This is a genomic window from Williamsia sp. CHRR-6 (assembly GCF_018474015.1).
Lineage (GTDB): Bacteria > Actinomycetota > Actinomycetes > Mycobacteriales > Mycobacteriaceae > Williamsia_A.
Genome location: NZ_JAHCSG010000001.1, coordinates 317,710 through 343,093, shown reverse-complemented (window position 1 = coordinate 343,093; position 25,384 = coordinate 317,710). Strand labels below are relative to the sequence as shown.

The following is a 25,384-nucleotide window of genomic DNA, read 5'->3' as shown; positions in this document are numbered from 1 at the left end:
ACCGGGCCTTTTCCCTGCTGATGCTACTCCGTGCGACCTGCGGCGTACGGGTCTGGGATGCGCCCTCGGCTGGCCACGGACAGAACGGGGAGGTCGGTGAATGCGATGGCCGGAAGGCGGACCTTGCTGCCGTCGGTGAGGACGGCCTGCACCGATCCCCACCGCGGAAACGACAGGCCCGCCAATGAGCTCCACTCGATGGTGCGGGTGGAGAAGGTCCCCACGGCGGTGATGCCGTCGTCGGTGACGACGGTTCGGATGCGATGGATCCAGAACGCGGCCACGAACGGCAAGACGATCGTCCAGCCCAGCAGCGGCAGCGACGTGCCCGCCAAGACCAGGGTGGTCACGAGCATCATCGGCACCACGAAGTAGACCGTCCGTTGGATGCGAAAGACCACCGGCAGCGGCAGACCCGTAGCCGTCGCCCCGGCTGCGCCGTCGGATCCGGTGGGCTCGGTTGTGGTCGGCTCGGTTGTGGTGGATTCGGTGTCGGCTCCGACCCCCGCGTCGGTCTCACGCTCAGAAAGCTCGCGCTCAGGCATGACCCCATTGTGGCATCGCCGCGTGTCGTCTCATGATGTGAGACGCCGTGTGCGGGAAGTTGACTGATATGCCTGCACAGACCTACCTTTACGCACGTGATGCTCAACGAGAACCTCGTACCCGGCCGGCGCGTCAACGCCTGACCGGTCTTCTTCGAGACCTCTCCCCAGCATCGACGCGCCACCCTCGAACAGCCACCGGCTGTCGGGGGTTTTTTGTTGCCCTCCCACCCCGACCAGCAGAGGAAAGTGCAGTGAGCGCACCAGCACGCCCTTCCGACGGTAACGCCCCCGCCGGCGACGCATCCGCGAACCGGCCCACCCCGTTGTCAGCTCGTTCCCGTAGCGCGAGCACGGCAACCGTCGCCCCCGAGCGGGTCACCGGCGCCGAGGCGGTCGTCCGGTCGCTGGAGGAGCTGGGGGTGGAGGTTGTGTTCGGGCTACCCGGTGGCGCGGTTCTCCCGGTGTACGACCCGCTGCTCGACTCGACCAAGGTGCGTCACGTCCTGGTGCGCCACGAGCAGGGCGCCGGTCACGCCGCGACCGGGTACGCGCAGGTTGCAGGTCGTGCCGGGGTCTGTATGGCCACGTCGGGTCCTGGCGCCACCAACTTGATCACCCCGATCGCCGACGCCCAGATGGACTCGGTCCCGATGGTCGCCATCACCGGCCAGGTGGGCCGTCAGCTGATCGGCACCGACGCCTTCCAGGAAGCCGACATCACCGGCATCACCATGCCGATCACCAAGCACAACTTCCTCGTCACCTCCGGCGCCGACATCGCGCGCGTCATGGCCGAGGCGTTCTACCTCGCCGAGAGTGGTCGGCCCGGGGTGGTGCTGGTCGACATCCCCAAGGACATCCTGCAGGCGCAGACCACGTTCGCCTGGCCGCCGCAGCTGGACCTGCCCGGCTATCGGCCGGTCACCAAACCGCACGGCAAGCAGGTCCGCGAGGCCGCGCGGCTGATCGCCGCGGCCAAGCACCCGGTGCTCTACGTCGGAGGCGGTGTCATCAAGGCCGAGGCGTGCGCGGAGTTGCGTGAGCTCGCCGAGCTGACGGGGATCCCGGTGGTCACCACGCTGATGGCGCGAGGTGCGTTCCCCGACAGTCACCGCCAGCACCTGGGCATGCCCGGCATGCACGGGACGGTGGCCGCGGTGGCCGGGCTGCAGCGCAGCGATCTGCTCATCACCCTCGGCGCCCGGTTCGATGACCGGGTGACCGGTCAACTCGACTCGTTCGCCCCGGATGCCAAGGTGATCCACGCCGACATCGATCCCGCCGAGATCGGTAAGAACCGCTTCGCCGACGTCCCGATCGTGGGCGACTGCGCAGCGGTCATCAGCGAGCTGATCGAGGCCATCCGCGACGACCGGGCCACCGGTGGCACCGGTGCCGACATCAGTGAATGGTGGGCTTACCTCGACGACATCCGCCGCACGTACCCGTTGAGCTACGACCGGCCCACCGACGGGTCGATGTCGCCGGAGTTCGTCATCTCCCAGGTCGGTCGACTGGCCGGCCCCGACGCCGTGTACTGCGCGGGCGTGGGTCAGCACCAGATGTGGGCGGCGCAGTTCATCTCTTACGAGAAGCCGCGCACCTGGCTCAACTCCGGTGGCCTGGGCACCATGGGCTACGCGGTGCCGGCGGCGATGGGCGCCAAGATGGCCGACCCGGACCTGGAGGTCTGGGCCATCGACGGTGACGGCTGCTTCCAGATGACCAACCAGGAGTTGGCCACCTGCGCGATCGAGGGCATCCCGATCAAGGTGGCGTTGATCAACAACGGCAACCTGGGCATGGTGCGTCAGTGGCAAACCCTGTTCTACGAGGAGCGCTACTCCAGCACTGACCTGGCCACCCACTCGCGTCGCATCCCCGACTTCGTCAAGCTCGCCGAGGCGTTGGGCTGTGCGGCCAGGCGCGTGGAGAACGAGGCCGACGTCGACGCCGCCATCGAGTGGGCGCGTGGGATCAACGACCGCCCGGTGGTCATCGATTTCATCGTCGGTGCCGACGCTCAGGTGTGGCCGATGGTGGCCGCCGGCACCGGCAACGACGAGATCATGGCCGCGCGCGGCATCCGTCCGCTGTTCGACGGTGACGAGGTGGCGGCACCAGCCGACATCCACGAGGCCGTCGGTCAGCGCACCGACACCACTGGATCGGAAGGGGCGCACTGATGGCCACCACCCACACCCTCAGCGTTCTCGTCGAGGATCGGCCCGGCGTCTTGGCCCGGGTCTCGTCGCTGTTCTCCCGACGCGGCTACAACATCGAGTCGTTGGCCGTGGGCCCGACCGAGCTCAAGGGGATCTCGCGGATGACGATCCTGGTCTCGGTGCAGGACTTCCCGCTCGAGCAGGTGACCAAGCAACTCAACAAGCTGATCAACGTCATCAAGATCGTCGAGCAGGATCGGTCCACCTCGGTCTCGCGGGAGCTGATGCTGGTCAAGGTCCGCGCGGATGCGACCACTCGCGCCGACGTCATCGGAGTCGTGGATCTGTTCCGCGCCAAGGTGATCGACGTGTCCACCGAGTCGGTCACCGTCGAGGCGACCGGCACCTCGGACAAGCTGGAGGCGTTGCTTCGCATGCTCGACCCGTACGGTATTCGCGAGATCGCCCAGTCCGGTGCCGTGGCACTGGGCCGGGGACCCAAGAGCATCTCGGCAACCCGCTGAGATCCATCCCCACCAGAACCTCGAGTTCGAACCGAAAGTGAAGGGAAGTTCAAGTGGCAGTCGAGATGTTCTACGACGACGACGCTGATCTGTCGATCATCCAGGGCCGCAAGGTTGCGGTCATCGGATACGGCAGCCAGGGACACGCGCACTCGCTGAGCCTGCGTGACTCGGGTGTCGACGTCGCGATCGGTCTCCGTGAGGACAGCAAGTCCCGGGAGAAGGCCGCCGAGCAGGGCCTGAAGGTGATGACCGCCGCCGAGGCCGCCAAGTGGGCCGACGTCATCATGCTGCTGGCGCCGGACACCTCGCAGGCAAAGATCTTCACCGAGGACATCGAGCCCAACCTCTCCGACGGCGACGCGTTGTTCTTCGGGCACGGCCTCAACATCCATTTCGGTCTGATCAAGCCGGCCGCCTCGATCACTGTCGGGATGGTGGCACCCAAGGGGCCAGGGCATCTGGTCCGACGTCAGTTCGTCGACGGCAAGGGCGTGCCTGCGCTGATCGCCATTGCCCAGGACCCCAAGGGCGAGGGCGAGGCGTTGGCGTTGAGCTACGCCCGCGCAATCGGCGGCACCCGCGCCGGCGTCATTAAGACCACATTCAAAGAGGAGACCGAGACCGATCTCTTCGGCGAGCAGGCGGTGTTGTGTGGCGGCACCGAAGAGCTGGTCAAGACCGGCTTCGAGGTCATGGTCGAGGCGGGCTACGCCCCTGAGATGGCCTACTTCGAGGTGCTGCACGAGCTCAAGCTCATCGTCGACCTGATGTACGAGGGCGGCATCGCGCGCATGAATTACTCGGTCTCGGACACCGCCGAGTTCGGTGGTTACCTGTCGGGTCCGCGCGTCATCGACAGCGGCACCAAGGACCGGATGCGCGCCATCCTCACCGACATTCAGGACGGCACCTTCACCAAGCGCCTGGTCGCCAACGTCGAGGGTGGAAACGCCGAGCTGGAGTCGCTGCGCAAGCAGAACGCCGAGCACCCCATCGAGGTGACCGGCAAGAAGCTGCGTGATCTGATGAGTTGGGTGGATCGCCCGATCACCGAGACCGCCTGACCGGTCGGAGCACGTGATCGCCACTCCGATCACCACACTCGGAACCGAGTGTGGTGATCGGCCGGGCGACGCTCCGAAGCGTTGATCTCGTGTGTGCGCGCTGGGCGCTCGCTGCGGCGCTGATGAGCTGATCGAGCGGCGCGGCCGACGCGCAAGCCGGTGCGCGGGGTGATGTCGGCCGGCGCGTTGTGTTCGAGTCCGCGCACAGCCAGTCAACGGACCGACCGGTCAGACCACCGACGCCATCGAACATCCGCTCCAGGCAGCACCTACGCCCGCTGCTTGGGTGAAAACTCTCGGCACGACCATTCCACCGGCCTTTTCTGGCTGAGGAAGAACGTTTCGCCGTCTCGCAACACAAATGGGCCTCGTTCATGACATCATGTGCGGATGCAAAGATTACGGACGTGGATTTCGTATTTGCTAGTTGCTATGGCCGTGGCGTCGTCGCTAGCCGTGTCCACCGCGATGGCGCCACAGGCCTCAGCCGCGCCGCCTGCCGTTCCGGCAGACGGTTACGGTTTCGGCGCGGCGTCGCGGCTGTTGACGCTGTCGCCCACAGACTTGAACCGCGAGCTCGACGCCGTTGCGACAACTCGCGCTACGTGGCTCAAGGTCTTGATCGATCGCAGCCAGATCGAGCGCTCGCGGGGTGTCTACGATTGGAGTGTTCCTGACCGAATCATCCTCGGTGCTCGGCAACGAAATCTACGTGTGCTGGCGAATCTGATGTTCACGCCAGCGTGGGCGGGTGGCGGGATCACAAGAACAAATCCGCCCGACCCTCAAGATTTTGCCAACTTCGCCCTCCTGGCTGCCACGCGTTACCGAACGTTCGTGACTGATTTCCAGGTGTGGAACGAGCCGAACTTGGGACTCTTCTGGGGGTTTCAGAACAACCGTGCAGCGGCGTACGCGCGGATGATGGCGGCGGCTTATCCGGCAATCAAGGCTGCGCAACCCGATGCGACCGTGGTCTTTGCGGGCCTGTCCAGGGCGACCGGCGGTGATGCTCCCCCGACCTTCCTGCAGCAGTTCTACGCTGCCGGCGGGCGCGGAACCTTCGATGCCATGGCAATGCACCCATACATCTTCTACGAGGGCTGGCCCACCGACCCGGACAACGCTCTCTCGGACGTCGACCGCACGTATCGCGTGATGATCGCAAATGGTGACGCACAAAAAAAGATATGGTTCACCGAAATCGGTGCCCCCACCCAGGCGTTCGGTGGGCTTGACCAGCCGACTGCGGCAATACAGACTCTACAGATCCTAGCCTTTGGGTCTGTGCGTCCTTTCGTAGGTCCCGCCTTCATCTATATGATTCGCGATTCATCCAACGACTTCTTCTCGCAATTTGACAGAGAGTCGCATTTTGGAGCACTGTACACATCCGATTGGCGGCCTAAGCCGTTGCTCACTCTGCTGCGGAAATAGATCAAGCGACCCGGTGAGAACCGGGTGACCCCGAGCATCGATCGTGATCAATCGAGTCATTGATCGAGCTGTGATTGGTCGAGCCGTGGGGGGAATTGACCGTGGCAATCCTCGCGGCCCTTACCGGGTGTCTCAGGTAGTCGGTGCAACGCGTTCCACTGACGGGTGCGGACGTGGAATCGGGCAGGTGGCAGCCGCCCACGCGCGGCCGAACTCGGTGTGCAGCTTTGGGCGGCTACACAGTCTTCGAACTCTTCACCGCCATCGGACACGACGCGAAGGTCACCAACATCAGTGGGCGTTGTCTCGAGTACACGCACCCGACCGCACCACCGAGGTCGGTTTCTGACTTATCGGCTGGACCCCGCACCACGCGATGAGGTTTGGTTGACAGCCCCGTGGGAACTGCCGTCGCTCCCAGCGCAAGGCGCGTCAGATGACGCGGTAACCCTGGACGCCCGCAGCTTTCATCGCAGCCAGGATGGGTCCGATGTTCGAGCCGGTCTCCGGTCCGATGCAAGCGGTGAAGAAGTAGGCGTTGACCATGCCCACCAGACGATCGCCGATGACCACCGGGCTGCCCGAGTCGCCCTCGGCGACGCAGATGGCGCTGTAGTGGTTTGCGTTGTCGGAGAAAAAGGTGACGCCGCAGGTGCGTCCGGTGGTGCGGCCGGTCTTGCACAGCACCGCGGGGAACTGCGGAGCAGCGGTCTGGATGGAGCGGATCGTCACGCCACCCACGCTGCGAACCGGCGCGACCTTGGCCGCGTCGAACGCGATCACCGCGAAGTCGAGGGGGTTGTTGGAGACGATGATCCGGCCGATCGGGCCCCGGTTGGCGTAGCGCTCGGAGAACACCAGCTGGCCCACGTTGCCGCAGTGACCGGCGGTCAGGCCGATGAGCCGGTTGCTCGAGTCCTTGCCGATGGTGGTCAGGGTGCAGGCCTCGCCCTGGTCGCCGCTTTGCAGTATCACGATGCCTGAGCCGCCACCGACGAACACTGAGGGTGCAGCCGATGCGGTTCCGGCGCCCCAAAGCATGAGGACCGTCGACAGCACGGTGGCGAGCAGGGCCGCCGTCTTCTTCACCATGGGTGCTCCACTTCGTCGGCGTCGGCGCATTCGGCCGACTGAGGCCCCGGATCGGAATCGAAGTCATTCGAGCGGGGCCCCGCGCAATCTATCGGGTTGTGACCGCTGATCGCCACTTCGATCACACCCGGCACACCCGTGGACGGGGTGAAAAGGCCCTCGGGGTGCCCTCTAAGCTGATCTGCGAGCCGTCACCGTTACGTCGGACGTGCCGCCCCGAACAGCACAGGAGAACTTCGCGTGAGTACAGCTGGCCGCCCGATCGTCGTCATCGCCGACAAGTTGGCACCGTCGACCGTCGAGGCACTCGGAGACGACGTGGAGGTCCGGTGGGTCGATGGACCCGACCGTCCGAAACTGCTCGAAGCGGTCGTCGACGCCGATGCCATCCTGGTCCGTTCGGCCACCACCGTCGACGCCGAGGTACTCGCCGCCGCACCTCGCCTCAAGATCGTCGCGCGCGCCGGTGTGGGCCTGGACAACGTGGACGTACCTGCGGCAACCGAGCGTGGCGTGATGGTGGTCAACGCGCCCACCTCCAACATCCACACCGCCGCCGAACACGCGATCAGCCTGCTGTTCGCCGTCGCGCGCCAGATCCCGGCTGCCGACGCGACGCTTCGCGCACACGAATGGAAGCGGTCGAGCTTCAACGGTGTGGAGATCTTCGGCAAGACCATCGGCGTGGTCGGGTTGGGTCGGATCGGGCAGCTCGTCGCCGCCCGGCTGGCGGCTTTCGAGACTGAGATCATCGCCTACGACCCGTACGTCTCTGCGGCCCGCGCAGCACAGTTGGGTATCGAATTGGTGTCGCTGGACGAATTGCTGTCTCGTGCCGACATCTTCACCGTGCACCTGCCCAAGACTCCCGAGACCCTCGGCATGATCGGAGCCGAGCAACTTGCCCGCACCAAGAAGGGCGTCATCATCGTCAACGCCGCTCGCGGCGGTCTGATCGACGAGCAGGCCCTGGCCGATGCGATCGTCGCGGGCCAGGTTCGCGGCGCCGGCCTGGACGTGTTCTCCACCGAGCCGTGCACCGACAGCCCGCTGTTCGAGCTGCCCCAGGTCGTCGTGACCCCGCACCTGGGTGCCTCGACCACGGAGGCACAGGATCGAGCCGGCACAGACGTGGCCAAGAGCGTGCGGTTGGCGTTGGCCGGGCATTTCGTACCCGACGCGGTCAACATCACGGGCGGGGCGGTGGACGACGAGGTGGCGCCATGGCTGGAGCTGACCCGAAAGCTCGGTGTCCTGATCGGCGCGTTGGCCGGTCAGGTGCCCACCTCGCTGCAGGTCGACGTGCGTGGTGAGCTGGCGGTACATCAGGTCGACGTGCTGGGCCTGTCGGCGTTGCGCGGCCTGTTCTCGGCGGTGCTCGACGACCCGATCACCTTCGTCAACGCGCCCGCCGTCGCGGCGGCACGCGGGGTGACCAGCGAGGTCAGCACGGCCACCGAGAGCCCGAACCACCGCAGCATCGTCGACGTCAAGGCAGTCTTCGCCGACGGTTCGACGGCCAACGTGACCGGAACCCTCAGTGGCCCACGCGAAGTCGAGAAAATCGTGAACATCAACGGCCGCAACTTCGACCTGCGCGCCGAGGGCCTCAACCTGGTGGTCACCTACGGCGATCAGCCGGGTTCGTTGGGCAAGATCGGCACGCTGCTGGGCAACGCCGGCATCAACATCCACGCGGCCGGCCTGTCGCAGGACGCCGAGGGCGACGGCGCCACCCTGCTGCTGCGGGTCGACCGGGAGGTACCTGCCGATCTCGTCGCTGCCGTTGGTGAATCGGTGTCGGCCACCCTGATCGAGCTGGTGGACCTGTCGTGAAGCTGGCCGTCATCGCCGGTGACGGAATCGGTCCCGAGGTCATCGACGAGGCTCTCGGCGTGCTCGACGCCGTGGTCGAGGGCGTGCAGCGCACCGAGTTCGATCTCGGGTCCCGCCGCTACCACCGCAACGGCGAGTTGCTCACCGACGCCGACCTGGCGTCGATTCGCGCCCATGATGCGATTTTGTTGGGCGCCATCGGAGATCCGTCGGTCCCGCCGGGGATCCTGGAGCGCGGTCTGCTGCTGAGGATGCGGTTCGCGTTGGACCATCACGTCAATCTTCGTCCCAGCAAACGCTTCCCGGGCGTGGCCACCCCGCTCGCCGGCGATCCTGAGATCGACTTCGTGGTGGTGCGCGAGGGCACCGAGGGTCCTTACACCGGCAACGGCGGCGCCATCCGTGTCGGTACGCCGCAGGAGGTGGCCACCGAGGTCAGCGTCAACACCCGCTTCGGGGTGGAGCGGGTGGTGCGATATGCATTCGACCTCGCACGTACCCGCCGGCGACACCTGACCCTGGTGCACAAGACCAACGTGCTGACCTACGCCGGGTCCATGTGGCAGCGCACCGTCGAGGCGATCGGGGCGCACTACCCCGATGTCACAACCGATTACTGCCACGTCGATGCAGCGACGATCTACCTGGTCACCGACCCGGGGCGGTTCGACGTGATCGTCACCGACAACCTGTTCGGCGACATCATCACCGACATCGCCGCCGCGGTCACCGGTGGCATCGGGCTGGCGGCCTCGGGCAACATCGACGCGACGCGCACCAACCCGTCGATGTTCGAACCGGTGCACGGCAGCGCTCCCGACATCGCAGGCACCGGCACTGCCGATCCCACAGCCGCCATCGGGTCGGTGGCGCTGTTGCTGCGTCACCTCGACCACGTCGATGCCGCGCAGCGAGTGGAGCGCGCGGTGGCGGCAGATCTGGCCGCCCGCAGCGGAAGACGCTCGACCGCACAGGTCGGTGCGGCGATTCGCGCGCTGCTCTGACCCCTGCCGTCAGGCCGTGATGCTGGCCTCGGGCACGGGGTGGTCCGGTGGGATGAGTGGTAGCGCGACCAGCGGTGCGGCCGCCATGATCGCGACCGCCCACGGGAATCCGGCACTGTCGATGATGTGGCCAAAGATCGGCGTGCTCGCCGAGGTGGCCAGGTACTGACCGGTGTTCTGGATGGCCAGGGCACGCCCACTCCATCCGACCCCCGCGAACTCGGCGATTCCGGTGAACGCGAGTCCGTTGTCGGCCACGGTCACCACGGTCGCGATCACCATGAGGGTGGCCGCCAGCGGAGTCGACACAGTGTCGGCCAGCGCCAGCAGCAACGACGTGGCTGCTGCGGCGAGTGCGATCAACCGGATTGGTTTCATTCGCGAGCCCCACACATCCGACCATCGGCCTGCAGCGATTCGCCCGGCCGCGCCGAGGATCTGGGCCACGGTCACCAGGATCCCCGCGCTGCCCGGTGCCCAGTGATGGTTCACGATCAGCCAGGCGGGGACGAACGTCCACAGCGTCGACTGTGGGATGACCAGCAGCACACTCACCGCGTGGACGCGCTGCAGGTAGGTCGACTCGCGGTAGGGGTTGGCGTCGGTGTGGTGGGCGTGGGGTGTCTCGGTGCGCGGCGGGTCGATGATGGTCGCGGCCACGGCGACCAAGCCCACCACCGACATCGCAACTGCGACCGTGAGGCCTGCGGTGACCCCGTGGTGTGCGGCGAGCACGGGGATCGTCAAGGCCGACAGCCCGATTCCCAGAGGCTGAGCGGTCTGTCGGATGCCCATCGCGGTTCCGCGGCGCCGTGGCGGGAACCAGCCGACGACGATGCGCCCACTGGCTCCGTTGGTGGCCGCCGAGGTCATCCCAGCGACCAGCAGAGTGGCGCCGATGGCCGGGTGACCCAGGTCGGCGGCCGAGGCGGCGGTCGCGGCGAGGGTGGCCAGGACTGTTCCGGACAACGACAACAGCAGGATGCGGCGTTCGCCGAATCGGTCGAGGGCCGCACCCCACGGGATGATCGCGATCATCAGCCCGACCGTCGGGGCAGCGGCCAGAACTGATGCCGCGCCCAGGGAGAGTCCTTCGCCGGTGTGTAGCTCCGGGATCAGGAATCCGACGCCGCTGACGGCGCAGGTGGTGGCCATGGCGCCCAGGATGGATGCGACGAGCATCGCCCAGCGCCGGGCGACGGACGGGTCCGTCGTCCGCTCTGTTCCACTATTCGGGAGCATAGTTCCATATCGTAGTACGTCGCCGACCTCTGACAGCCGTGCGTCCCGGGTGGTGGGATACCCTCTGCACCATGCGTCTAGGTCGTATCGCCAGTCCGGACGGAGTTGCCTTCGTCGCCATCGAGGGAGACGGCGACTCCGCCGTCGCCCGCGAGATCGCCGAGCACCCCTTCGGCACCCCGACGTTCACGGGTCGGCAGTGGTCGTTGTCCGACGTGCGGCTGCTCGCCCCGATCTTGGCGAGCAAGGTCGTCTGTATCGGCAAGAACTACGAAGCGCACGCGGCCGAGATGGGCGGTGCCGCGCCGGACGATCCGGTGATCTTCATCAAGCCGAACACCTCGATCATCGGTCCACGCGTACCGATCATGCGTCCGCCCAACTCTTCTCGCGTCGACTACGAGGGCGAGCTGGCCATCGTGATCGGTCGGCCCTGCAAAGACGTGGCCGCTGCCGACGCCGCCTCGGTCATCCTCGGCTACACCGTGGCCAACGACGTGACCGCACGCGATCAGCAGCAGGTCGACGGACAGTGGACCCGAGCCAAGGGCTACGACACGTTCTGCCCCTTGGGGCCGTGGATCGAGACCGAACTGGACCCGTCGGACCTGCAGATCCGCACCGAGCTCGACGGGGTGGTCAAGCAGCAGTCCCGCACCGGCCTGCTGGTGCACGACGTCGGGGCGATCGTCGAGTGGATCTCGGCGATCATGACACTGCTGCCCGGCGATGTGATCCTCACCGGTACACCCGAGGGGATCGGTCCGATGACCGCCGGCCAGGAGGTGTCGGTGACCGTCGAGGGCATCGGGACCCTGGTCAACCCCGTTGTGGACAGGAGCTGATCGAGAAGATGGTGGTGGCGCCGAAAATCGCTGCGGTCAACGGTATCTCGATTGCCTACGACGACGCCGGCAGCGGCCCGCCGGTGGTGATGGTGATGGGGACCGGTAGCCCTGGACGGGTGTGGAAGGCCCATCAGCAACCGGCGTTGGTCCGGGCGGGCTACCGCGTGGTGACCTTCGACAACCGAGGGGTGGCGCCGTCGAGTGAGTGCGTCGAGGGATTCACCATCGACGACATGGTGGCCGATACCGCCGCGCTGATCGAATTCCTCGGGGCGGGGCCCGCTGCGGTCATCGGCACCTCGCTGGGTGCTCGGATCACGCAGGAGTTGGCGCTGGCCCGTCCGGATCTTCTGCGGTGCGCGGTCATGGTGGCCACCTATGGCCGTAACGGGCCACTGCAGGAATCGATCGCCGCGGGGGAGCGAGAGTTGTTCGACCGCAACATCGAACTGCCCGCGCCGTACTACGCGGCGGTCACCGCACACCTCAACCTCTCACGCCACACCCTCGACGACGACGACAGTGCCCGCGACTGGCTCGACATCATCGGGTTCTCCGGTCAGACGCGATCCAAAGGTGTTCGCGCGCAACTGGAGTTGCACGCAGGGGAAGCCGATCGTCGGGCCGCCTATCGGGCGATCACCGTGCCGTCGTTGGTCATCGGATTCACCGACGACCGCACATTGCCACCTCATCTGGCGCGCGAAGTGGCCGATGCCATCCCCGGCGCCCAGTACCGCGAGGTGGCCAGGGCCGGTCACTACGGGTACCTCGAACAGCCTGATGAGGTGAATCGACACCTGCTCGAGTTCCTGCGCGCACAGCTGCGCTGAGTGCGCCGCGTAGTCGGCGGTGTGGTGGGCGATAACCTGATCGCCATGTCGTCCAGCAGCCCGGTCCGCGTCCGCTTCTGTCCCTCACCCACCGGAACCCCGCATGTCGGTCTCGTGCGGACCGCGTTGTTCAACTACGCGTTTGCGCGCCACCACGGCGGCACGTTCGTGTTCCGGGTCGAAGACACCGACGCTGCCCGCGACTCCGAGGAGTCCTACGCCGCGCTGCTCGATGCGCTGCGCTGGCTGAACCTGCAGTGGGACGAGGGCCCCGAGGTGGGTGGACCGTATGAGCCGTACCGACAGTCACAGCGTGCCGATCTCCACCGCGACGTGGTGGCGCGACTGCTCGACGCCGGGGAGGCCTACGAGGCGTTCTCGACGCCGGACGAGGTGGAGGCGCGGCACCGAGCGGGCGGACGTGACCCGAAGCTTGGCTACGACAACTTCGACCGCGACCTGACCGACGAACAGAAGCAGGCCTACCGCGACGCCGGACGGCCCGCGGTCATCCGACTTCGGATGCCCGATCACGACATCAGCTGGAACGACTTGGTGCGCGGCACCACCACCATCAAGGCCGGGACGGTGCCGGACTTCGCGCTCACCCGGGGTAGCGGAGATCCGCTGTACACCTTGGTCAACCCGGTCGACGACGCGCTGATGAAGATCACCCATGTACTGCGCGGCGAGGACCTGCTCTCCTCGACGCCACGCCAGATCGCGTTGTACGAGGCCCTGATCCGGCTCGGCGTCACCGATGCGGTTCCTGAGTTCGGGCATCTGCCGTTCGTGATGGGGGAGGGCAACAAGAAGCTCTCCAAGCGCGACCCACAGTCGAGCCTGTTCCACCATCGCGACCGAGGATTCATCCCCGAGGGGCTGCTGAACTATCTGGCGTTGCTGGGGTGGGGGATCGCCGACGATCACGACATCTTCTCCCTCGACGAGATGATCGCGGCATTCGATGTGCGTCAGGTGAACTCGAACCCGGCTCGCTTCGATCAGAAGAAGGCCGACGCCATCAACGCCGAACACATCCGCCGTCTGGCCCCGGCTGATTTCGCGTCGCGACTGCGAGCCTTTCTGGACCGATCGTCGTTGTTGCCCGCCGATCTCGACACCGCAGCGTTTGCCACAGTCTCCGATCTGGTGCAGACGCGGGTACAGGTTCTGGGCGATGCATGGGGGCTGATCGCGTTCCTGTACACCGCTGATGCCGACCTGACTATTGACGCTGCGGCGGCGGCCAAGAACCTGGGTCCCGACGCCGCACCGGTCCTCGACGCCACGATCACCGCGATCGAGTCGGTGGGTGAGTGGTCTACTCCGGCGATCGAGGAGGCGTTGAAGTCGGCTCTGGTCGAGGGGTTGGATCTCAAACCGCGCAAGGCGTTCGGTCCGGTGCGGGTGGCGGTCACCGGCTCGCACATCAGCCCGCCGCTGTTCGAGTCGATCGAGTTGCTGGGACGTGATTCGACGCTGGCGCGGCTGCGGGTGGCGCGAGCCGATCACTGCTGAGAACTGGCCGCTGAACTGCGGATTTGCGGGAAGGCGTGGTCGCTTTGATAGTCTCTCCCACGGCGCTTTCGCCAGGTCAGCACGACTGAGCGTAACGCCGATTGGGGTATGGTGTAATTGGCAACACAGCGGTTTCTGGTACCGCCATTCTAGGTTCGAGTCCTGGTACCCCAGCGTCACGCACTCCCGCAGGCCCACAGATTTTGGTTCTCGGGGGGTGCACCAGTAATCTGGTCAGGCTGCGGAGTCCGTGCGCAGTGTGTTGACAGAGAAAGTTCCTGGCCCCGTCGTCTAGCGGCCTAGGACGCCGGCCTCTCACGCCGGTAGCGCGGGTTCGAATCCCGTCGGGGCTACACCAGACATCCCCTGATCCCTTCGATCGGGGGATGTTGTTGTCTACCAGGTGATTCGGCGGATCGCGCCAGGAATCGGTGTCTGTCGAGACGTGCTGGCGCCCATGATGTCTCGCTCGGTGAGGCGTTGTTCGCACGTTCTTGGTCTCATCGCACGCTCGGTTGCCCCTCGCTAACGGTGCTGTCGTTCGCACGCTCGGGGTCTCGTCGCACGCTGAGTTGCCCGTCGCTCGGTGCCTGAGCCGTGCGAGGCGGGCACCACCGTGCGAGGCGGCGGCAGGTGCCCGCCAGGTGAGCGATCACCTCCGGTCGGGTAACAACTCTGCGATGAGTTCGTCTACTCGTGTCGCGATGTCGTCACGGATCACCCGAACCGCCTCGATGCCTTGGCCGGCCGGGTCGTCGAGTATCCAATCCCGATAGGAGACACCGGGGAAATACGGGCAGGCATCACCGCAGCCCATGGTGATCACCACGTCCGAGGCCTCGACCGCATCGGGGTCGAGGACCTTGGGGGTGGCAGTGGTGATGTCGATGCCGATCTCGCTCATCGCCTGTACTGCAACGGGATTGAGTGAATCGGCGGGTGCGCTACCGGCCGATCGCACCTCGACCGCATCGCCGGCCCGTGCGGTCAACAATCCGGCCGCCATCTGTGACCGGCCTGCGTTGTGCACGCAGACGAACAGCACACTCGGTCTACTCATCATGTGGCTCCTATTGTCGTTGTCGTTGCTATGCCTGTTGTCGTCGCCGTGGGTGGGATACGTCCGCGTAGGCCAGAGACATATCGACCAGACCCACCAGCACCGCCACCTCGATCAGCGGGCCCACCACCCCGGCCAGGGCCTGACCGGAGGTGGGCCCCGTAGGTCGCGATGGCACCCGCGATCGCGAGTTCGAAGTTGTTGCCTGCCGGGGTGAACGCCAGGGTGGTGGTGCGCTCGTAGCCCACCCCGGTGGCAGCGCCCACCATGTGGCTACCGCCCTGCAACGCCGCGAAACACACCAGCGGCAACGCGATCCGGGCGAAGTCACCAGGATCAGCGGTGATCTGATCCAGCGAGATCGCCGACTGGGTGTCGTCGAGCTGTGGGACCAACTGCCCCAGCGCAACTCCCCCCACCATGGCCGTGCCTGTCCAGATGGGCAGCAGGCGCGAGAGTGCAGTCTGCCCACAACTGGCCTGGCCGACACTTCGGTGCTCATACCGTGCGACGCCGCACGGATCGTGGTGGGCTCGCGGTGCCGTAGGTCTCGGGTCGTGGAATCCCCTCTGGCGCAGCATCGTCAGGTGACCGGAGGTGGTGGCCTGCGGCGGCGGGAGTCGGCGTCCCACGCAACCGGACACGTGAGTTGTCGATGCGCCTTGTTTGATTCGACACCTGTCTACGTTGATCGACATCGAATCACTCAGTCAAGTGAACACCGGGTGGTCGGCGACGATGCCGGTCCTCGGCGGCCTACTTCTGTAGGTACGCCGCGGTGCTGCCGGCCAGCGGCATCGCCGGGAGTCCGAGTTTGCGATGATCCCAGCTCCGGGTGCGGGTGGTGAGCACTCGCACCGCGATCCGCTTGTGCATCATCTGATCGACGAGCGGCTTGAGGGCCTCGGTGTACTCCCCGTTGTAGCGCTCCCACACGCTGATCCCCACTCGATCGAGATGCGCCGGGTCCTCGACGATCTCGGCTCGGCCCTCGAAGCTGACCCCGCGGAGCGCGTCATATGTGTGGCCGTCTTCGATGAGGACGGTGATGTTCGGGTTGCGGCGAAGGTTTGCCACCTTCTGCGATTTGGCCTTGGTCTCGAACCAGATCTCCCCGTCGAGCACCGCGTACCACATGGCCACCAGATGTACTGATCCGTTCGGTGACTGCGTGGCCACCGTGCAGGTGCGACTCTGCTCCACGAATTGCACGATCTCGTCGTCGCTCATCACGATCTGTGCGCGCTGATTGGCTCCCATCGGATTCTCCTGTCTGAGGGGGAGGTGGGCCTGAGGTCCTCGTCGAGGCCCCAGGGGGTGGTGGATCAGGAGTGCACAAGGCGCTTGTGGATTGCGTCTGCGGCCGCCAAGAGGTCTGCGGCCCAACGAGACCCTGGCCGGCGGCCCATCCGGTCGATGGGTCCCGAGACCGAGATGGCTGCGACCACCTCGCCGCGGGCATCTCGGACCGGCGCAGACACACTGGCCACGCCCGACTCGCGTTCGCCTGCGCTCTGTGCCCAGCCCCGGCGTCGGATCTCGAGCAGGGTGCGTTCGCCGAAACCGCACTCGTCCAACAGGGTTCGTTGCGTCGCCGGGTCTGCCCAGGCGAGCAGAACTTTTGCTCCCGAGCCGGCTGTCATGGGCAGATGTGCCCCTACCTGGACGGTGTCGCGCAGGCCGCTCGGCGGCTCCATGGCCGCGATACACACCCGGACGGTGCCCTCTCGTCGGTACAGCTGCACCGACTCGCCGGTGATCTCCCGCAGTCGAGGTAGCACCATCATCGCCGCTTCGCGCACCGCATCACCGGCTTCGGAGGCGAGCTCGGTCAGCGCCGGTCCCGGATGCCACTGTCCGGCGGAGTTGCGCACCAGCAGGCGATGGGTCTCCAGGCCGATGGCCAGGCGGTGTGCGGTGGCTCGCGGCAACCCGGTTCGGGTGCACAATTCGTTGAGGCTGCAGGGACTCTGCGCTGTCGCCTTCAGGACGGCGACGGATTTGTCGAGTACGCCGACGCCGCTGACCACCATGTCTGAACCCGCTCCGCCCGAACCCGCCGGTGCGTTACCATGTCTCACGAGTCGATACTAGACTCCCAAATGTTGAAACGCACGCGAATGTGGTGATCGATGATGAGCACTCCGAAGACCCTGGCCGAGAAGGTGTGGGCTGAGCATGTCGTGGTGGCCGGCGGTGCCGATGCCAGCGGCACCCACGACCCCGATCTGATCTACATCGACCTGCACCTCGTCCATGAGGTGACCAGCCCGCAGGCCTTCGACGGGCTGCGCCTGGCCGGTCGTCCGGTGCGTCGACCCGATCTCACCATCGCCACCGAGGACCACAACGTCCCCACCGTCGACATCGACAAGCCGATCGCCGACGAGGTCTCTCGGACGCAGGTGGACACGTTGCGGCGCAACTGCGCCGAGTTCGGGATCCGACTGCACAGCATGGGTGACACCGAACAGGGCATCGTGCACATCATCGGACCCCAACTCGGGCTCACCCAGCCCGGGATGACCATCGTCTGTGGAGACAGTCACACCTCCACCCACGGTGCGTTCGGGGCGCTCGCGATGGGCATCGGTACCTCGGAGGTCGAGCACGTGCTGGCCACCCAGACACTGTCGCTGCGGCCGTTCAAGACGATGGCCATCACTGTCGACGGTGAACTGCCGCCGGGCGTGACGAGCAAGGACTTGATCCTGGCGATCATCGCTCAGATCGGGACCGGCGGCGGTCAGGGTTACGTCCTGGAATATCGGGGGTCGGCCATCGAGAAGCTGTCGATGGAGGCGCGGATGACGATGTGCAACATGTCGATCGAGGCCGGGGCGCGTGCGGGGATGATCGCCCCCGACGCGACCACCTACGACTACCTCAAGGGCCGCCCGCACGCACCCAGCGGCGCCGATTGGGATGCTGCCGTGGCGCATTGGGACAGTTTGCGCACCGACCCGGGTGCGCAGTTCGACGCCGAGGTCCACATCGACGCCTCGACGCTGACACCGTTCGTCACCTGGGGTACCAACCCGGGGCAGGGTGCACCGCTGGGGGCCCGGGTCCCCGACCCGGCCGAGTTCGGTGACGAATCGGCGGCCCTGGCTGCGCAGAAGGCCTTGGACTACATGGATCTCGCGCCCGGAACACCGCTGCGCGACATCGCGATCGACACCGTCTTCGTGGGGTCGTGCACCAACGGCCGCATCGAGGATCTACGGGCGGTCGCCGAGGTGCTGCGTGGACGAACGGTGGCGCCCGGCATGCGGATGTTGATCGTGCCCGGGTCGATGCGGGTCCGGGCTCAGGCCGAAGCCGAGGGGCTCGGCGAGATCTTCACCGCCGCAGGCGCGCAGTGGCGACAGGCCGGGTGCTCGATGTGCCTGGGCATGAACCCTGACCAGCTCGCTCCGGGTGAGCGATGTGCATCGACCTCCAACCGCAACTTCGAGGGCAGACAGGGCAAAGGCGGTCGCACGCATCTGGTCTCACCGGCGGTTGCTGCGGCCACAGCGGTGACCGGACATTTGGCTGCCCCGGCCGATCTCGTCGGCTGAACGCGCGACCCGAGCCGAACCCGCCCGCTCCCACCGGAAGTCGATCGCGACCCTACGACCCTGCGAGGAAGATCATGGAAGCCTTCACCACCCACACTGGAATCGGTGTCCCACTGCGTCGATCCAATGTCGACACCGACCAGATCATCCCGGCCGTCTACTTGAAACGGGTGACGCGCACGGGTTTCGAGGACGGGTTGTTCGCCGGCTGGCGCAATGATCCTGAGTTCATCTTGAACAACCACCCTTGGTCGGAAGGCTCGGTGCTGGTGGCCGGACCCGACTTCGGGACGGGATCGTCACGCGAACACGCGGTCTGGGCGCTGTCGGACTTCGGATTCCGGGTGGTGATCTCCTCCCGCTTCGCAGACATCTTTCGCGGCAACGCCGGAAAAGCGGGTCTGGTGGCGGCGCAGGTCGAGCAATCCGATGTCGAACTGATCTGGAAACGCCTCGAGGAACGTCCCGGGACGGAAATCACGGTCAGCCTTGAGGATCGGACCGTCAGCATCGATGACCTGGTGGTGCGCTTTGGAATTGACGACTACACCAGGTGGCGTCTGCTGGAGGGTCTCGACGACATAGGATTGACGTTGCGGCAGGTAGAGGCCATTTCGGAGTACGAAATGTCAAGGCCCCTATGGAAACCGGCCACCATCTGACGGGCAGGTTCGTCGCCCCTGTGAGGGGGTCGGAGTCGAAGTCCTTATCGGACTTGGATGCTCGCCACGCCAAACAATTACTGCGTGGATCATGGACGTTTGGCTTGACGACGTTTACCGTGTGCTGTAGCCGGCTCAAGGTGAGCCACCAGCTTGCGGAGGTTGATTCATGAACAAGGCAGAGCTCATCGAAGAGCTGACAAAGAAACTGAACACCGATCGGCGCACGGCCACCGACGCCGTCGAGCACGTGGTCGACACCATCGTGCGGGCGGTGAACCGTGGCGAGAACGTCACCATCACCGGGTTCGGCGTGTTCGAGAAGCGCCGTCGCGCAGCTCGTGTCGCCCGCAACCCGCGCACGGGTGAGACGGTCAAGGTCCGTCCGACCTCGGTTCCGGCGTTCCGTCCCGGTGCTCAGTTCAAGGCGGTTGTGGCCGGCAAGCAGAAGCTCAGTGCCAGCGGACCGGCGGTCAAGCGCGGTGCTGCGACCGCCACCCCGACCAAGGCTGCCGCCAAGAAGGCTCCCGCAAAGAAGGCGGCCGCGGCCAAGAAGGCTGCTCCCGCGAAGAAGGTTGTCGCCAAGAAGGCTCCGGTCAAGAAGGCCGCTCCGGTGAAGAAGGCGGCACCGGCCAAGAAGGTTGTCGCCAAGAAGGCTCCGGTCAAGAAGGCCGCTCCCGCCAAGAAGGCCCCCGCAAAGAAGGCTCCGGCCAAGAAGGCGACCGCCCGCAAGGCACGCTGACTCCGCAGCAGACGCAGACAACCCCCGGCGACTTCCCACGCCGGGGGTTGTTTGCGTCTGGCGCGCCGAATCGGCGTGCGCTACGACGACTCGGGCACCGGGCTGGCCAGGTGATCGACGGCCACCACCGAACCGTCGCACAGCGACAACACCCACATGCTGGCCTTGCGGTTGCGGCTGCGCGGCAGCGTGACGTCGGTGCCAGCGGTCCACGCCGCCAACAGATCCGGGATCACTTTGCCTTGGCTGCAGATCACCCGGGTGCCGGACTTCTCGGCGATGGCGGTTATCCGGGCCAGCGCCGCGGTGGGATCGTCGCGAAACGACTCCTCGGACAGGGTCGGTTCCATCGTGATCGGCACATGCAGACGGTGTGCCAACGGCTCGAGTGTCTGGATGCACCGAGTGCGATCGGCCGAGTGCAGCCGCTGCGCACCGAACGCAACGCACTGGTCGCTGAGCTTTTCGGCCTGTAGGCGGCCCAGCTTGTCCAGCGGGCGCAGCCGGTCGTCGCCCCGATAGCGCGACTTGCGACCGGCCCGAGCATGGCGCACCACCAGCACCGTGGTCAGATCGGCGGGTAGGCGCGCGAACTCGGCGACCACCCGCCGATCCGCCCGGTAGGTCAGTCGGTCTCGGACCCGGCCCAGCGGCACCCACTCCATCCGATCGACCTCATCGTTGACCTCGAACGTGCCGCCGGTGGAGCGAGCAGACCAGTAATGCACCCGTTTTCGCGCGCTCGAGCTCATCGCGTAGTCCACACACGCCAGATGGCGACCGAGCACCACACCGTGCCCGGTCTCCTCGTTGATCTCGCGGACCGCAGTGCCCACCAGCGTCTCGCCGGCCTCGCACTTGCCCTTGGGCAGGGTCCAGTCGTCGTAGCGCGGACGGTGGATCAGGGCCACCTCGACCCGACCCGCCGCGCCGCGGGTCGATGTGTCGGGCGCTGCCGTGTCGAGAGGTCGGGAGGCCGGATCGGCTGCGCGCCATAGCACTCCGCCGGCCGCCAGGACCGAACGCTTCTGTGATGTCATGTCGTCGGTGATGTCAAGACAGTCATGGCGAGGTCGCGGTGCTCCGAACTCAGCCGGCCGCGTCCGACCGATGGCGGCGACGACGCATCAACTGCTGCTGATGATCTCGCACGTCCACCCCAGCCTCCGGCGAGGCGACCCAGTTGCCGCCGGACTGCAACACCCAACACCGGGTGGTGGGATCCATTGCCGAGGAGAAGATCTCACCCAGCTCCCGGGTCAACCGCTGGTCGCGCACCTGTGCCATCACCTCGATTCGACGATCGAGGTTGCGGTGCATCATGTCCGCGCTACCGATCCAGTACTCGTCGAGCGCACCGAAGTGCAGGATCCGCGAGTGCTCCAGGAACTGACCGAGAATCGAACGGACCGTGATGTTCTCGCTCAGACCGGGCACCCCGGGCTTGAGTGCGCAGATGCCACGCACGACCACATTGACGCGCACCCCGGCTTGCGAGGCGCGGTACAGCGCATCGATGACCTGTTCGTCGACGAGGGCGTTGGCCTTCACCTGGATCAGGGCTCGGTCGTCGCCGGCGAGGTGCCGCTCGATCTCGGAGTCGATGCGCGCGACGATCCCGCGCCGCACCCCGTGCGGTGCGACCAGCAGGTTGCGGTATTCGCGTTTACGCGAATAGCCGGTCAACGTGTTGAACAGGTCGGTGAGGTCGGCGCCGATGTCGGGCGCGGCGGTGAACAAGCCCACGTCCTCGTAGAGTCGCGCGGTCTTCGGGTTGTAGTTGCCGGTGCCGATATGGCAGTAGCGGCGGATAGTCGACCCTTCGCGGCGCACCACAAGGCATGTCTTGCAATGGGTTTTGAGACCCACCAGCCCGTACACCACGTGCACCCCGGCCTGCTCGAGCTGACGCGCCCACTTGATGTTGGCCTGCTCGTCGAACCGGGCCTTGATCTCCACCAGCGCCACCACCTGCTTGCCCGCCTCCGCGGCGTCGATGAGCGCGTTGACGATCGGGGAGTCACCGGAGGTGCGGTACAGCGTCTGCTTGATGGCCAACACCTGCGGATCCGACGCCGCCTGCTCGATGAACCGTTGGACGCTGGTGGAGAACGAGTCGTACGGGTGGTGCACGAGGACATCGCCCTCGCGCAGGGTCGCGAACACGCTTTTGGGGGTCTCGCGTTCACCGAACGCCGGATGTGTTGCCGGGACGAAGGGCCGATCCTTGAGGGCCGGTCGGTCGAGGGCGTACACCTGGAACAGGCAAGACAGGTCCAGCAGCCCGGGCACCTCGATCACATCGGCCGGGTCCACGTCGAGTTCTCGCAACAGCAACTCGAGCATGTGCTCGGTCATGTCGTCGGCCACCTCGAGGCGCACCGGCGAACCGAAACGGCGCCGCGCGAGTTCACGTTCGAGCGCTTGCAGCAGGTCCTCGTCGCGGTCCTCCTCCACCTCGAAGTCGGCGTTGCGGGTGATGCGGAACGCGTGGTGTTCGACGATCTGCATGCCGGGAAACAGATGCTCGAGATGTGCGGCGATCAGGGTCTCCATCGGCAGCAACACCGATTGCGGGGGCCCGGTGTCCTCAGACCCGGAATCGACCGGCCGCGGCATCAGCTTGTCGACCTCGACGAAGCGACTCACGTTGTCGGGGACCTTGACCCGGGCGAAGTGCTCGCCGCCCTCGGACACATCCGACACCGTGACCGCGAGATTCAAGCTCAGGCCGCTGATGTAAGGAAAAGGATGCGCAGGGTCGACCGCGAGCGGTGTGAGGACCGGGAACACCTCCTCATGGAAGTATTCCGACATCCTGGTGCGCTGATCGTCGCTGAGGCCGTCCCACGTCACCACGTGGATACCGTTGTCGGCCAACGCCGGTCGCACCAGGTCGAGGAACACCCGCGCGTGTCGTTCGGCGATGGTCTGGGTGCGACGCGCGATGCGGGACAGCTGCTCGCGGGGACTCAGCCCATCCGCCGAGCGCACCGACAACCCGGTCTCGTCTCGGCGTTTGAGCCCGGCCACCCGAACCATGAAGAACTCGTCGAGATTTGAGGCGAAGATGGCCAGGAACTTGGCCCGGTCCAGCAGCGGCAGCGAGGTGTCCTCGGCCAGGGCCAGCACTCTGGAATTGAAGTCGAGCCAACTCAATTCGCGGTTGAGATAGCGGTCCTCAGGGAGGTCGACGGTGTCGCTGGGGTCCAAGGTGGCGGCCGGCGGCGCCACCGGCAGGTCTGACGAATCGGCGGGGGTGTCGGGCGAATCGGGTCCTGAGCTGTCCGGTGAACTCACGCCACCATCATGACGCATGCGGCGCCGGGTTGGCGCCGAGGTGGACAACCGGCCCGCCGCCGAACCCGGTGATGCCGTCGACGACCGCAGCCGTGCGCGGGCCCACGCCGAGAACAATCGCGGCGCGCAGGTCGTCGATGGTGTCGACGTCAGCGCGCAGGTCGGGCCACTGCCGGCCGTCGGCGATGAGGTCAACTGCCCCCTGCTCGAGGTGCAGCCGGGCCGAGTCGGGACCGAAATGTGTGGTCAGCTCGGAGGTGTCCCACAGCAACAGCGCAGCGGTGCCGGTCGCGGACCGGTCGGGGATCAGCGCACGCCGGTGGCCGGTCGCGGCAGACACCGCCGCCCGAAGATGGTCGGGACGAAGGCTGGGCAGATCGGCTTGCAGCAGCACCAGCTGCGCATCCGGGGTCTGTGTCAGCGCGGCGATACTGCCGATCCGGTAGGCCCGGTTCAACCCAGATTCGTGGTTCGACCCAGACACTTGGTCCGACCCCGACCCTGACCCGATGGCGGTCTCTGCTGCGGTGGCGGCGAGGCGAGTCCCGGGCACCCCGTGTTCGCCGACTGCCGTCACCGACGGGCCGACCACCGCGCGAGCCACCCGCTCGTCGGGGGTCACCACCACCACGCGGTCGACTCCGGCCGCGATGGCCGCGGTGATCGTGTCGACGGCCATGGCCAGCACCAGCTCACGCCGGGTCGCTGCGTCGAACAGTGGGGAGAGCCGAGACTTCGCGTTGTCGAGCCCCTTGACCGCGAGCACTGCGACCAGCCGACGCCCGGCGCCGCCACCGCAGGCATCCCCGGCAGACTCCGCGTGGTCGGTGGTGGCCATCTGTCCATGATGCTGCAGTCGCGGTTCTCTCCGGCACGGTGGTCGCTGCGGCTAGGGTGGGCGCACGAGTGAGGTGTGCCACGAGGAGGTCGAGTGCGGGTCGCGGTGATGGGGTCGGGCAACTGGGGGACCGCGTTGGCGACGGTGTTCGTCGACGCCGGATCTGACACCGTGTTGTGGGCTCGACGGCCCGAGCTGGTCGCCGAGATCAACACCCACCACCGCAACAGCGACTACCTCGCCGGCGTCGACCTGTCCGCAGAGCTGCGCGCCGTCGACTCCTACCAGAGCGCGCTCGAGGGAGCCGACGTCGTGGTCTGCGCGGTCCCGTCGCAGACCCTGCGCGCGAACCTCGCCCAGTGGCGCGACCACATCTCAGCCGACGCCACGTTGCTGTCGGTGGCCAAAGGGGTGGAACGAGATTCGTTGTTGCGTATGTCCGAGGTGATCGCGGAGGTGACCGGGGCCGCTGCCGATCGGATCGCCGTGCTCTCGGGTCCCAACCTCGCCGTCGAGGTGGCCCAACGACAGCCCGCGGCCACGGTCATCGCCTGTTCGGACGTGGCTCGTGCGCGATCCATCCAAGATGCCTGCACCACAAAGTTTTTCCGTCCGTACACCAACACCGACGTGGTCGGCTGTGAGGTCGGCGGCGCCGTGAAGAACGTGATCGCTCTGGCCTGCGGGATGGCTTCGGGTGCGGGACTGGGCATCAACACCCAGGCGTCGATCATCACCCGCGGGCTGGCCGAGACGATCCGTCTGGGCCAGGCGTTGGGGGCGCGTCCGGAGACCCTGGCCGGTCTGGCCGGCGTTGGAGACCTGGTCGCCACCTGCTCATCGCCGTTGTCGCGCAACCGATCCTTCGGTTTCCGACTCGGTGAGGGCGGCACGCTGGAGCAGGCCCGGGCCGCGACGAACGGGCAGGTGGCCGAAGGGGTGACATCGTGTTCGTCAGTGCGCGCGCTGGCTGCGGCACATCAGGTGGAGATGCCCCTGACCGACGCCGTGCACCGCGTGTGCACCGAGGGATTGGGTGTGCACGACGCGATCGTCGCGTTGTTGAGCCGCAGCACCACCTCGGAATGAACCGGCCGGGTCG

Annotated in this window: 22 protein-coding genes, 2 tRNA genes and 1 pseudogene; 15 read left to right on the top strand and 10 right to left on the bottom strand. The window is 66.3% G+C overall.

Features of this window, described 5'->3' with window-relative positions:
* Positions 1 to 23: 23 nt before the first annotated feature.
* A complete protein-coding gene (locus tag KIK15_RS01540) occupies positions 24 to 545 on the bottom strand; it encodes a PH domain-containing protein (protein WP_214242400.1) in 522 nt (173 codons plus the stop codon).
* Between the two features lie 254 nt (positions 546 to 799).
* Between KIK15_RS01540 and KIK15_RS01535 the strand changes: the two genes are divergently transcribed.
* The 4 genes from KIK15_RS01535 (at position 800) to KIK15_RS01520 (ending at position 5,741) form a co-directional block, all read left to right on the top strand.
* Positions 800 to 2,734, top strand: coding sequence for an acetolactate synthase large subunit (locus tag KIK15_RS01535; RefSeq protein ID WP_214242399.1), 1,935 nt, complete (start codon positions 800 to 802; stop codon positions 2,732 to 2,734).
* Positions 2,734 to 3,237 carry an acetolactate synthase small subunit gene (gene ilvN, locus KIK15_RS01530; RefSeq protein ID WP_214242398.1) on the top strand — a complete coding sequence of 168 codons (504 nt, stop codon included), beginning with the start codon at positions 2,734 to 2,736 and terminating at the stop codon, positions 3,235 to 3,237. The genes KIK15_RS01535 and ilvN overlap by 1 nt, the downstream gene beginning before the upstream one ends.
* Before the next feature lie 65 nt (positions 3,238 to 3,302).
* Positions 3,303 to 4,304 (top strand): ketol-acid reductoisomerase, encoded by a 1,002-nt coding sequence (gene ilvC, locus KIK15_RS01525; protein WP_214243187.1) that lies wholly within the window; start codon positions 3,303 to 3,305, stop codon positions 4,302 to 4,304.
* A gap of 432 nt (positions 4,305 to 4,736) precedes the next feature.
* On the top strand, positions 4,737 to 5,741 hold the full coding sequence (locus KIK15_RS01520; RefSeq protein WP_214242397.1) for a glycosyl hydrolase 53 family protein: 1,005 nt from the start codon (positions 4,737 to 4,739) through the stop codon (positions 5,739 to 5,741).
* A 432-nt stretch (positions 5,742 to 6,173) separates the two neighbouring features.
* Here KIK15_RS01520 and KIK15_RS01515 read toward each other — a convergent pair whose 3' ends face one another.
* Positions 6,174 to 6,833, bottom strand: coding sequence for a serine protease (locus KIK15_RS01515; protein ID WP_214242396.1), 660 nt, complete (start codon positions 6,831 to 6,833; stop codon positions 6,174 to 6,176).
* 240 nt (positions 6,834 to 7,073) lie between these two features.
* Here KIK15_RS01515 and serA point away from each other — a divergent pair, with 240 nt between their 5' ends.
* Together serA and KIK15_RS01505 are read left to right on the top strand one after the other, a co-directional pair.
* Positions 7,074 to 8,669: a phosphoglycerate dehydrogenase gene (serA, locus tag KIK15_RS01510; protein WP_214242395.1), complete on the top strand. Its 1,596-nt coding sequence runs from the start codon at positions 7,074 to 7,076 to the stop codon at positions 8,667 to 8,669.
* Complete coding sequence (locus tag KIK15_RS01505) at positions 8,666 to 9,673, top strand: 3-isopropylmalate dehydrogenase (RefSeq protein WP_214242394.1); 1,008 nt, start codon at positions 8,666 to 8,668, stop codon at positions 9,671 to 9,673. Before serA ends, KIK15_RS01505 begins: the two co-directional genes overlap by 4 nt.
* Before the next feature lie 9 nt (positions 9,674 to 9,682).
* Here the strand turns inward: KIK15_RS01505 and KIK15_RS01500 are convergent, their stop codons facing one another.
* Complete coding sequence (locus tag KIK15_RS01500) at positions 9,683 to 10,855, bottom strand: MFS transporter (RefSeq protein ID WP_250323884.1); 1,173 nt, start codon at positions 10,853 to 10,855, stop codon at positions 9,683 to 9,685.
* Between the two features lie 131 nt (positions 10,856 to 10,986).
* On the opposite strand from KIK15_RS01500, the gene KIK15_RS01495 reads away from it, so the two are divergent.
* The 5 genes from KIK15_RS01495 (at position 10,987) to KIK15_RS01475 (ending at position 14,470) form a co-directional block, all read left to right on the top strand.
* Entirely contained in the window at positions 10,987 to 11,760 is a 774-nt protein-coding gene (locus KIK15_RS01495) for a fumarylacetoacetate hydrolase family protein (protein WP_214242392.1), read from the top strand.
* 11 nt (positions 11,761 to 11,771) lie between these two features.
* Entirely contained in the window at positions 11,772 to 12,596 is an 825-nt protein-coding gene (locus tag KIK15_RS01490) for an alpha/beta fold hydrolase (protein ID WP_214243186.1), read from the top strand.
* A 45-nt stretch (positions 12,597 to 12,641) separates the two neighbouring features.
* Positions 12,642 to 14,117, top strand: a complete 1,476-nt coding sequence (gltX, locus tag KIK15_RS01485; protein WP_214242391.1) for a glutamate--tRNA ligase — start codon at positions 12,642 to 12,644, stop codon at positions 14,115 to 14,117.
* A gap of 102 nt (positions 14,118 to 14,219) precedes the next feature.
* Positions 14,220 to 14,291: transfer RNA gene (locus tag KIK15_RS01480), tRNA-Gln, on the top strand.
* Positions 14,292 to 14,397: 106 nt separating this feature from the next.
* Positions 14,398 to 14,470, top strand: a tRNA-Glu gene (locus tag KIK15_RS01475).
* Positions 14,471 to 14,769: 299 nt separating this feature from the next.
* Here KIK15_RS01475 and KIK15_RS18810 read toward each other — a convergent pair.
* The 4 genes and pseudogenes from KIK15_RS18810 to KIK15_RS01455 all read right to left on the bottom strand — a co-directional run bounded on the left by KIK15_RS18810 (position 14,770) and on the right by KIK15_RS01455 (position 17,210).
* Entirely contained in the window at positions 14,770 to 15,180 is a 411-nt protein-coding gene (locus KIK15_RS18810; RefSeq protein WP_214242390.1) for an arsenate reductase ArsC, read from the bottom strand.
* 25 nt (positions 15,181 to 15,205) lie between these two features.
* A pseudogene (locus tag KIK15_RS18805) lies at positions 15,206 to 15,542 on the bottom strand (arsenic resistance protein); the annotation flags it as partial.
* A 391-nt stretch (positions 15,543 to 15,933) separates the two neighbouring features.
* Positions 15,934 to 16,437 (bottom strand): pyridoxamine 5'-phosphate oxidase family protein, encoded by a 504-nt coding sequence (locus tag KIK15_RS01460; protein ID WP_214242389.1) that lies wholly within the window; start codon positions 16,435 to 16,437, stop codon positions 15,934 to 15,936.
* 65 nt (positions 16,438 to 16,502) lie between these two features.
* Entirely contained in the window at positions 16,503 to 17,210 is a 708-nt protein-coding gene (locus KIK15_RS01455) for an IclR family transcriptional regulator (RefSeq protein ID WP_214243185.1), read from the bottom strand.
* Positions 17,211 to 17,309: 99 nt separating this feature from the next.
* Between KIK15_RS01455 and leuC the strand changes: the two genes are divergently transcribed.
* From leuC to KIK15_RS01440, 3 genes are all read left to right on the top strand, one after another.
* Entirely contained in the window at positions 17,310 to 18,740 is a 1,431-nt protein-coding gene (leuC, locus tag KIK15_RS01450; RefSeq protein ID WP_214242388.1) for a 3-isopropylmalate dehydratase large subunit, read from the top strand.
* A 74-nt stretch (positions 18,741 to 18,814) separates the two neighbouring features.
* Positions 18,815 to 19,402, top strand: coding sequence for a 3-isopropylmalate dehydratase small subunit (leuD, locus tag KIK15_RS01445; protein ID WP_214242387.1), 588 nt, complete (start codon positions 18,815 to 18,817; stop codon positions 19,400 to 19,402).
* Between the two features lie 169 nt (positions 19,403 to 19,571).
* Entirely contained in the window at positions 19,572 to 20,144 is a 573-nt protein-coding gene (locus KIK15_RS01440; RefSeq protein ID WP_214242386.1) for an HU family DNA-binding protein, read from the top strand.
* A gap of 80 nt (positions 20,145 to 20,224) precedes the next feature.
* On the opposite strand, the gene KIK15_RS01435 is transcribed toward KIK15_RS01440, so the two are convergent.
* The 3 genes from KIK15_RS01435 to cofC are packed head-to-tail and all read right to left on the bottom strand — an operon-like array spanning position 20,225 to position 24,282.
* Positions 20,225 to 21,184 carry an NUDIX hydrolase gene (locus KIK15_RS01435; RefSeq protein WP_214242385.1) on the bottom strand — a complete coding sequence of 320 codons (960 nt, stop codon included), beginning with the start codon at positions 21,182 to 21,184 and terminating at the stop codon, positions 20,225 to 20,227.
* A gap of 49 nt (positions 21,185 to 21,233) precedes the next feature.
* The gene (locus KIK15_RS01430) at positions 21,234 to 23,462 is read right to left on the bottom strand and encodes an RNA degradosome polyphosphate kinase (RefSeq protein ID WP_214242384.1); all 2,229 of its coding nucleotides are present in this window, start codon (positions 23,460 to 23,462) and stop codon (positions 21,234 to 21,236) included.
* Positions 23,452 to 24,282 (bottom strand): 2-phospho-L-lactate guanylyltransferase, encoded by an 831-nt coding sequence (gene cofC, locus KIK15_RS01425; protein WP_214242383.1) that lies wholly within the window; start codon positions 24,280 to 24,282, stop codon positions 23,452 to 23,454. Before cofC ends, KIK15_RS01430 begins: the two co-directional genes overlap by 11 nt.
* A 93-nt stretch (positions 24,283 to 24,375) precedes the next feature.
* Here cofC and KIK15_RS01420 point away from each other — a divergent pair, with 93 nt between their 5' ends.
* Positions 24,376 to 25,371, top strand: a complete 996-nt coding sequence (locus KIK15_RS01420; RefSeq protein WP_214242382.1) for an NAD(P)H-dependent glycerol-3-phosphate dehydrogenase — start codon at positions 24,376 to 24,378, stop codon at positions 25,369 to 25,371.
* The last annotated feature ends 13 nt before the right edge of the window (positions 25,372 to 25,384 follow it).

Bases quoted from the DNA above. Each gene is read 5' to 3' on its own strand.
- leuC (WP_214242388.1), top strand. From the start codon at position 17,310: ATGATGAGCACTCCGAAGACCCTGGCCGAGAAGGTGTGGGCTGAGCAT.
- ilvN (WP_214242398.1), top strand. From the start codon at position 2,734: ATGGCCACCACCCACACCCTCAGCGTTCTCGTCGAGGATCGGCCCGGC.
- KIK15_RS01495 (WP_214242392.1), top strand. From the start codon at position 10,987: ATGCGTCTAGGTCGTATCGCCAGTCCGGACGGAGTTGCCTTCGTCGCC.
- leuD (WP_214242387.1), top strand. From the start codon at position 18,815: ATGGAAGCCTTCACCACCCACACTGGAATCGGTGTCCCACTGCGTCGA.
- KIK15_RS01540 (WP_214242400.1), bottom strand. From the start codon at position 545: ATGCCTGAGCGCGAGCTTTCTGAGCGTGAGACCGACGCGGGGGTCGGA.
- KIK15_RS18810 (WP_214242390.1), bottom strand. From the start codon at position 15,180: ATGATGAGTAGACCGAGTGTGCTGTTCGTCTGCGTGCACAACGCAGGC.
- KIK15_RS01515 (WP_214242396.1), bottom strand. From the start codon at position 6,833: ATGGTGAAGAAGACGGCGGCCCTGCTCGCCACCGTGCTGTCGACGGTC.
- KIK15_RS01435 (WP_214242385.1), bottom strand. From the start codon at position 21,184: ATGACATCACAGAAGCGTTCGGTCCTGGCGGCCGGCGGAGTGCTATGG.
- KIK15_RS01500 (WP_250323884.1), bottom strand. From the start codon at position 10,855: ATGCTCGTCGCATCCATCCTGGGCGCCATGGCCACCACCTGCGCCGTC.
- KIK15_RS01455 (WP_214243185.1), bottom strand. From the start codon at position 17,210: ATGGTGGTCAGCGGCGTCGGCGTACTCGACAAATCCGTCGCCGTCCTG.
- cofC (WP_214242383.1), bottom strand. From the start codon at position 24,282: ATGGCCACCACCGACCACGCGGAGTCTGCCGGGGATGCCTGCGGTGGC.
- gltX (WP_214242391.1), top strand. From the start codon at position 12,642: ATGTCGTCCAGCAGCCCGGTCCGCGTCCGCTTCTGTCCCTCACCCACC.
- KIK15_RS01430 (WP_214242384.1), bottom strand. From the start codon at position 23,462: ATGCGTCATGATGGTGGCGTGAGTTCACCGGACAGCTCAGGACCCGAT.
- KIK15_RS01520 (WP_214242397.1), top strand. From the start codon at position 4,737: ATGGCCGTGGCGTCGTCGCTAGCCGTGTCCACCGCGATGGCGCCACAG.
- KIK15_RS01460 (WP_214242389.1), bottom strand. From the start codon at position 16,437: ATGGGAGCCAATCAGCGCGCACAGATCGTGATGAGCGACGACGAGATC.
- KIK15_RS01440 (WP_214242386.1), top strand. From the start codon at position 19,572: ATGAACAAGGCAGAGCTCATCGAAGAGCTGACAAAGAAACTGAACACC.
- ilvC (WP_214243187.1), top strand. From the start codon at position 3,303: ATGTTCTACGACGACGACGCTGATCTGTCGATCATCCAGGGCCGCAAG.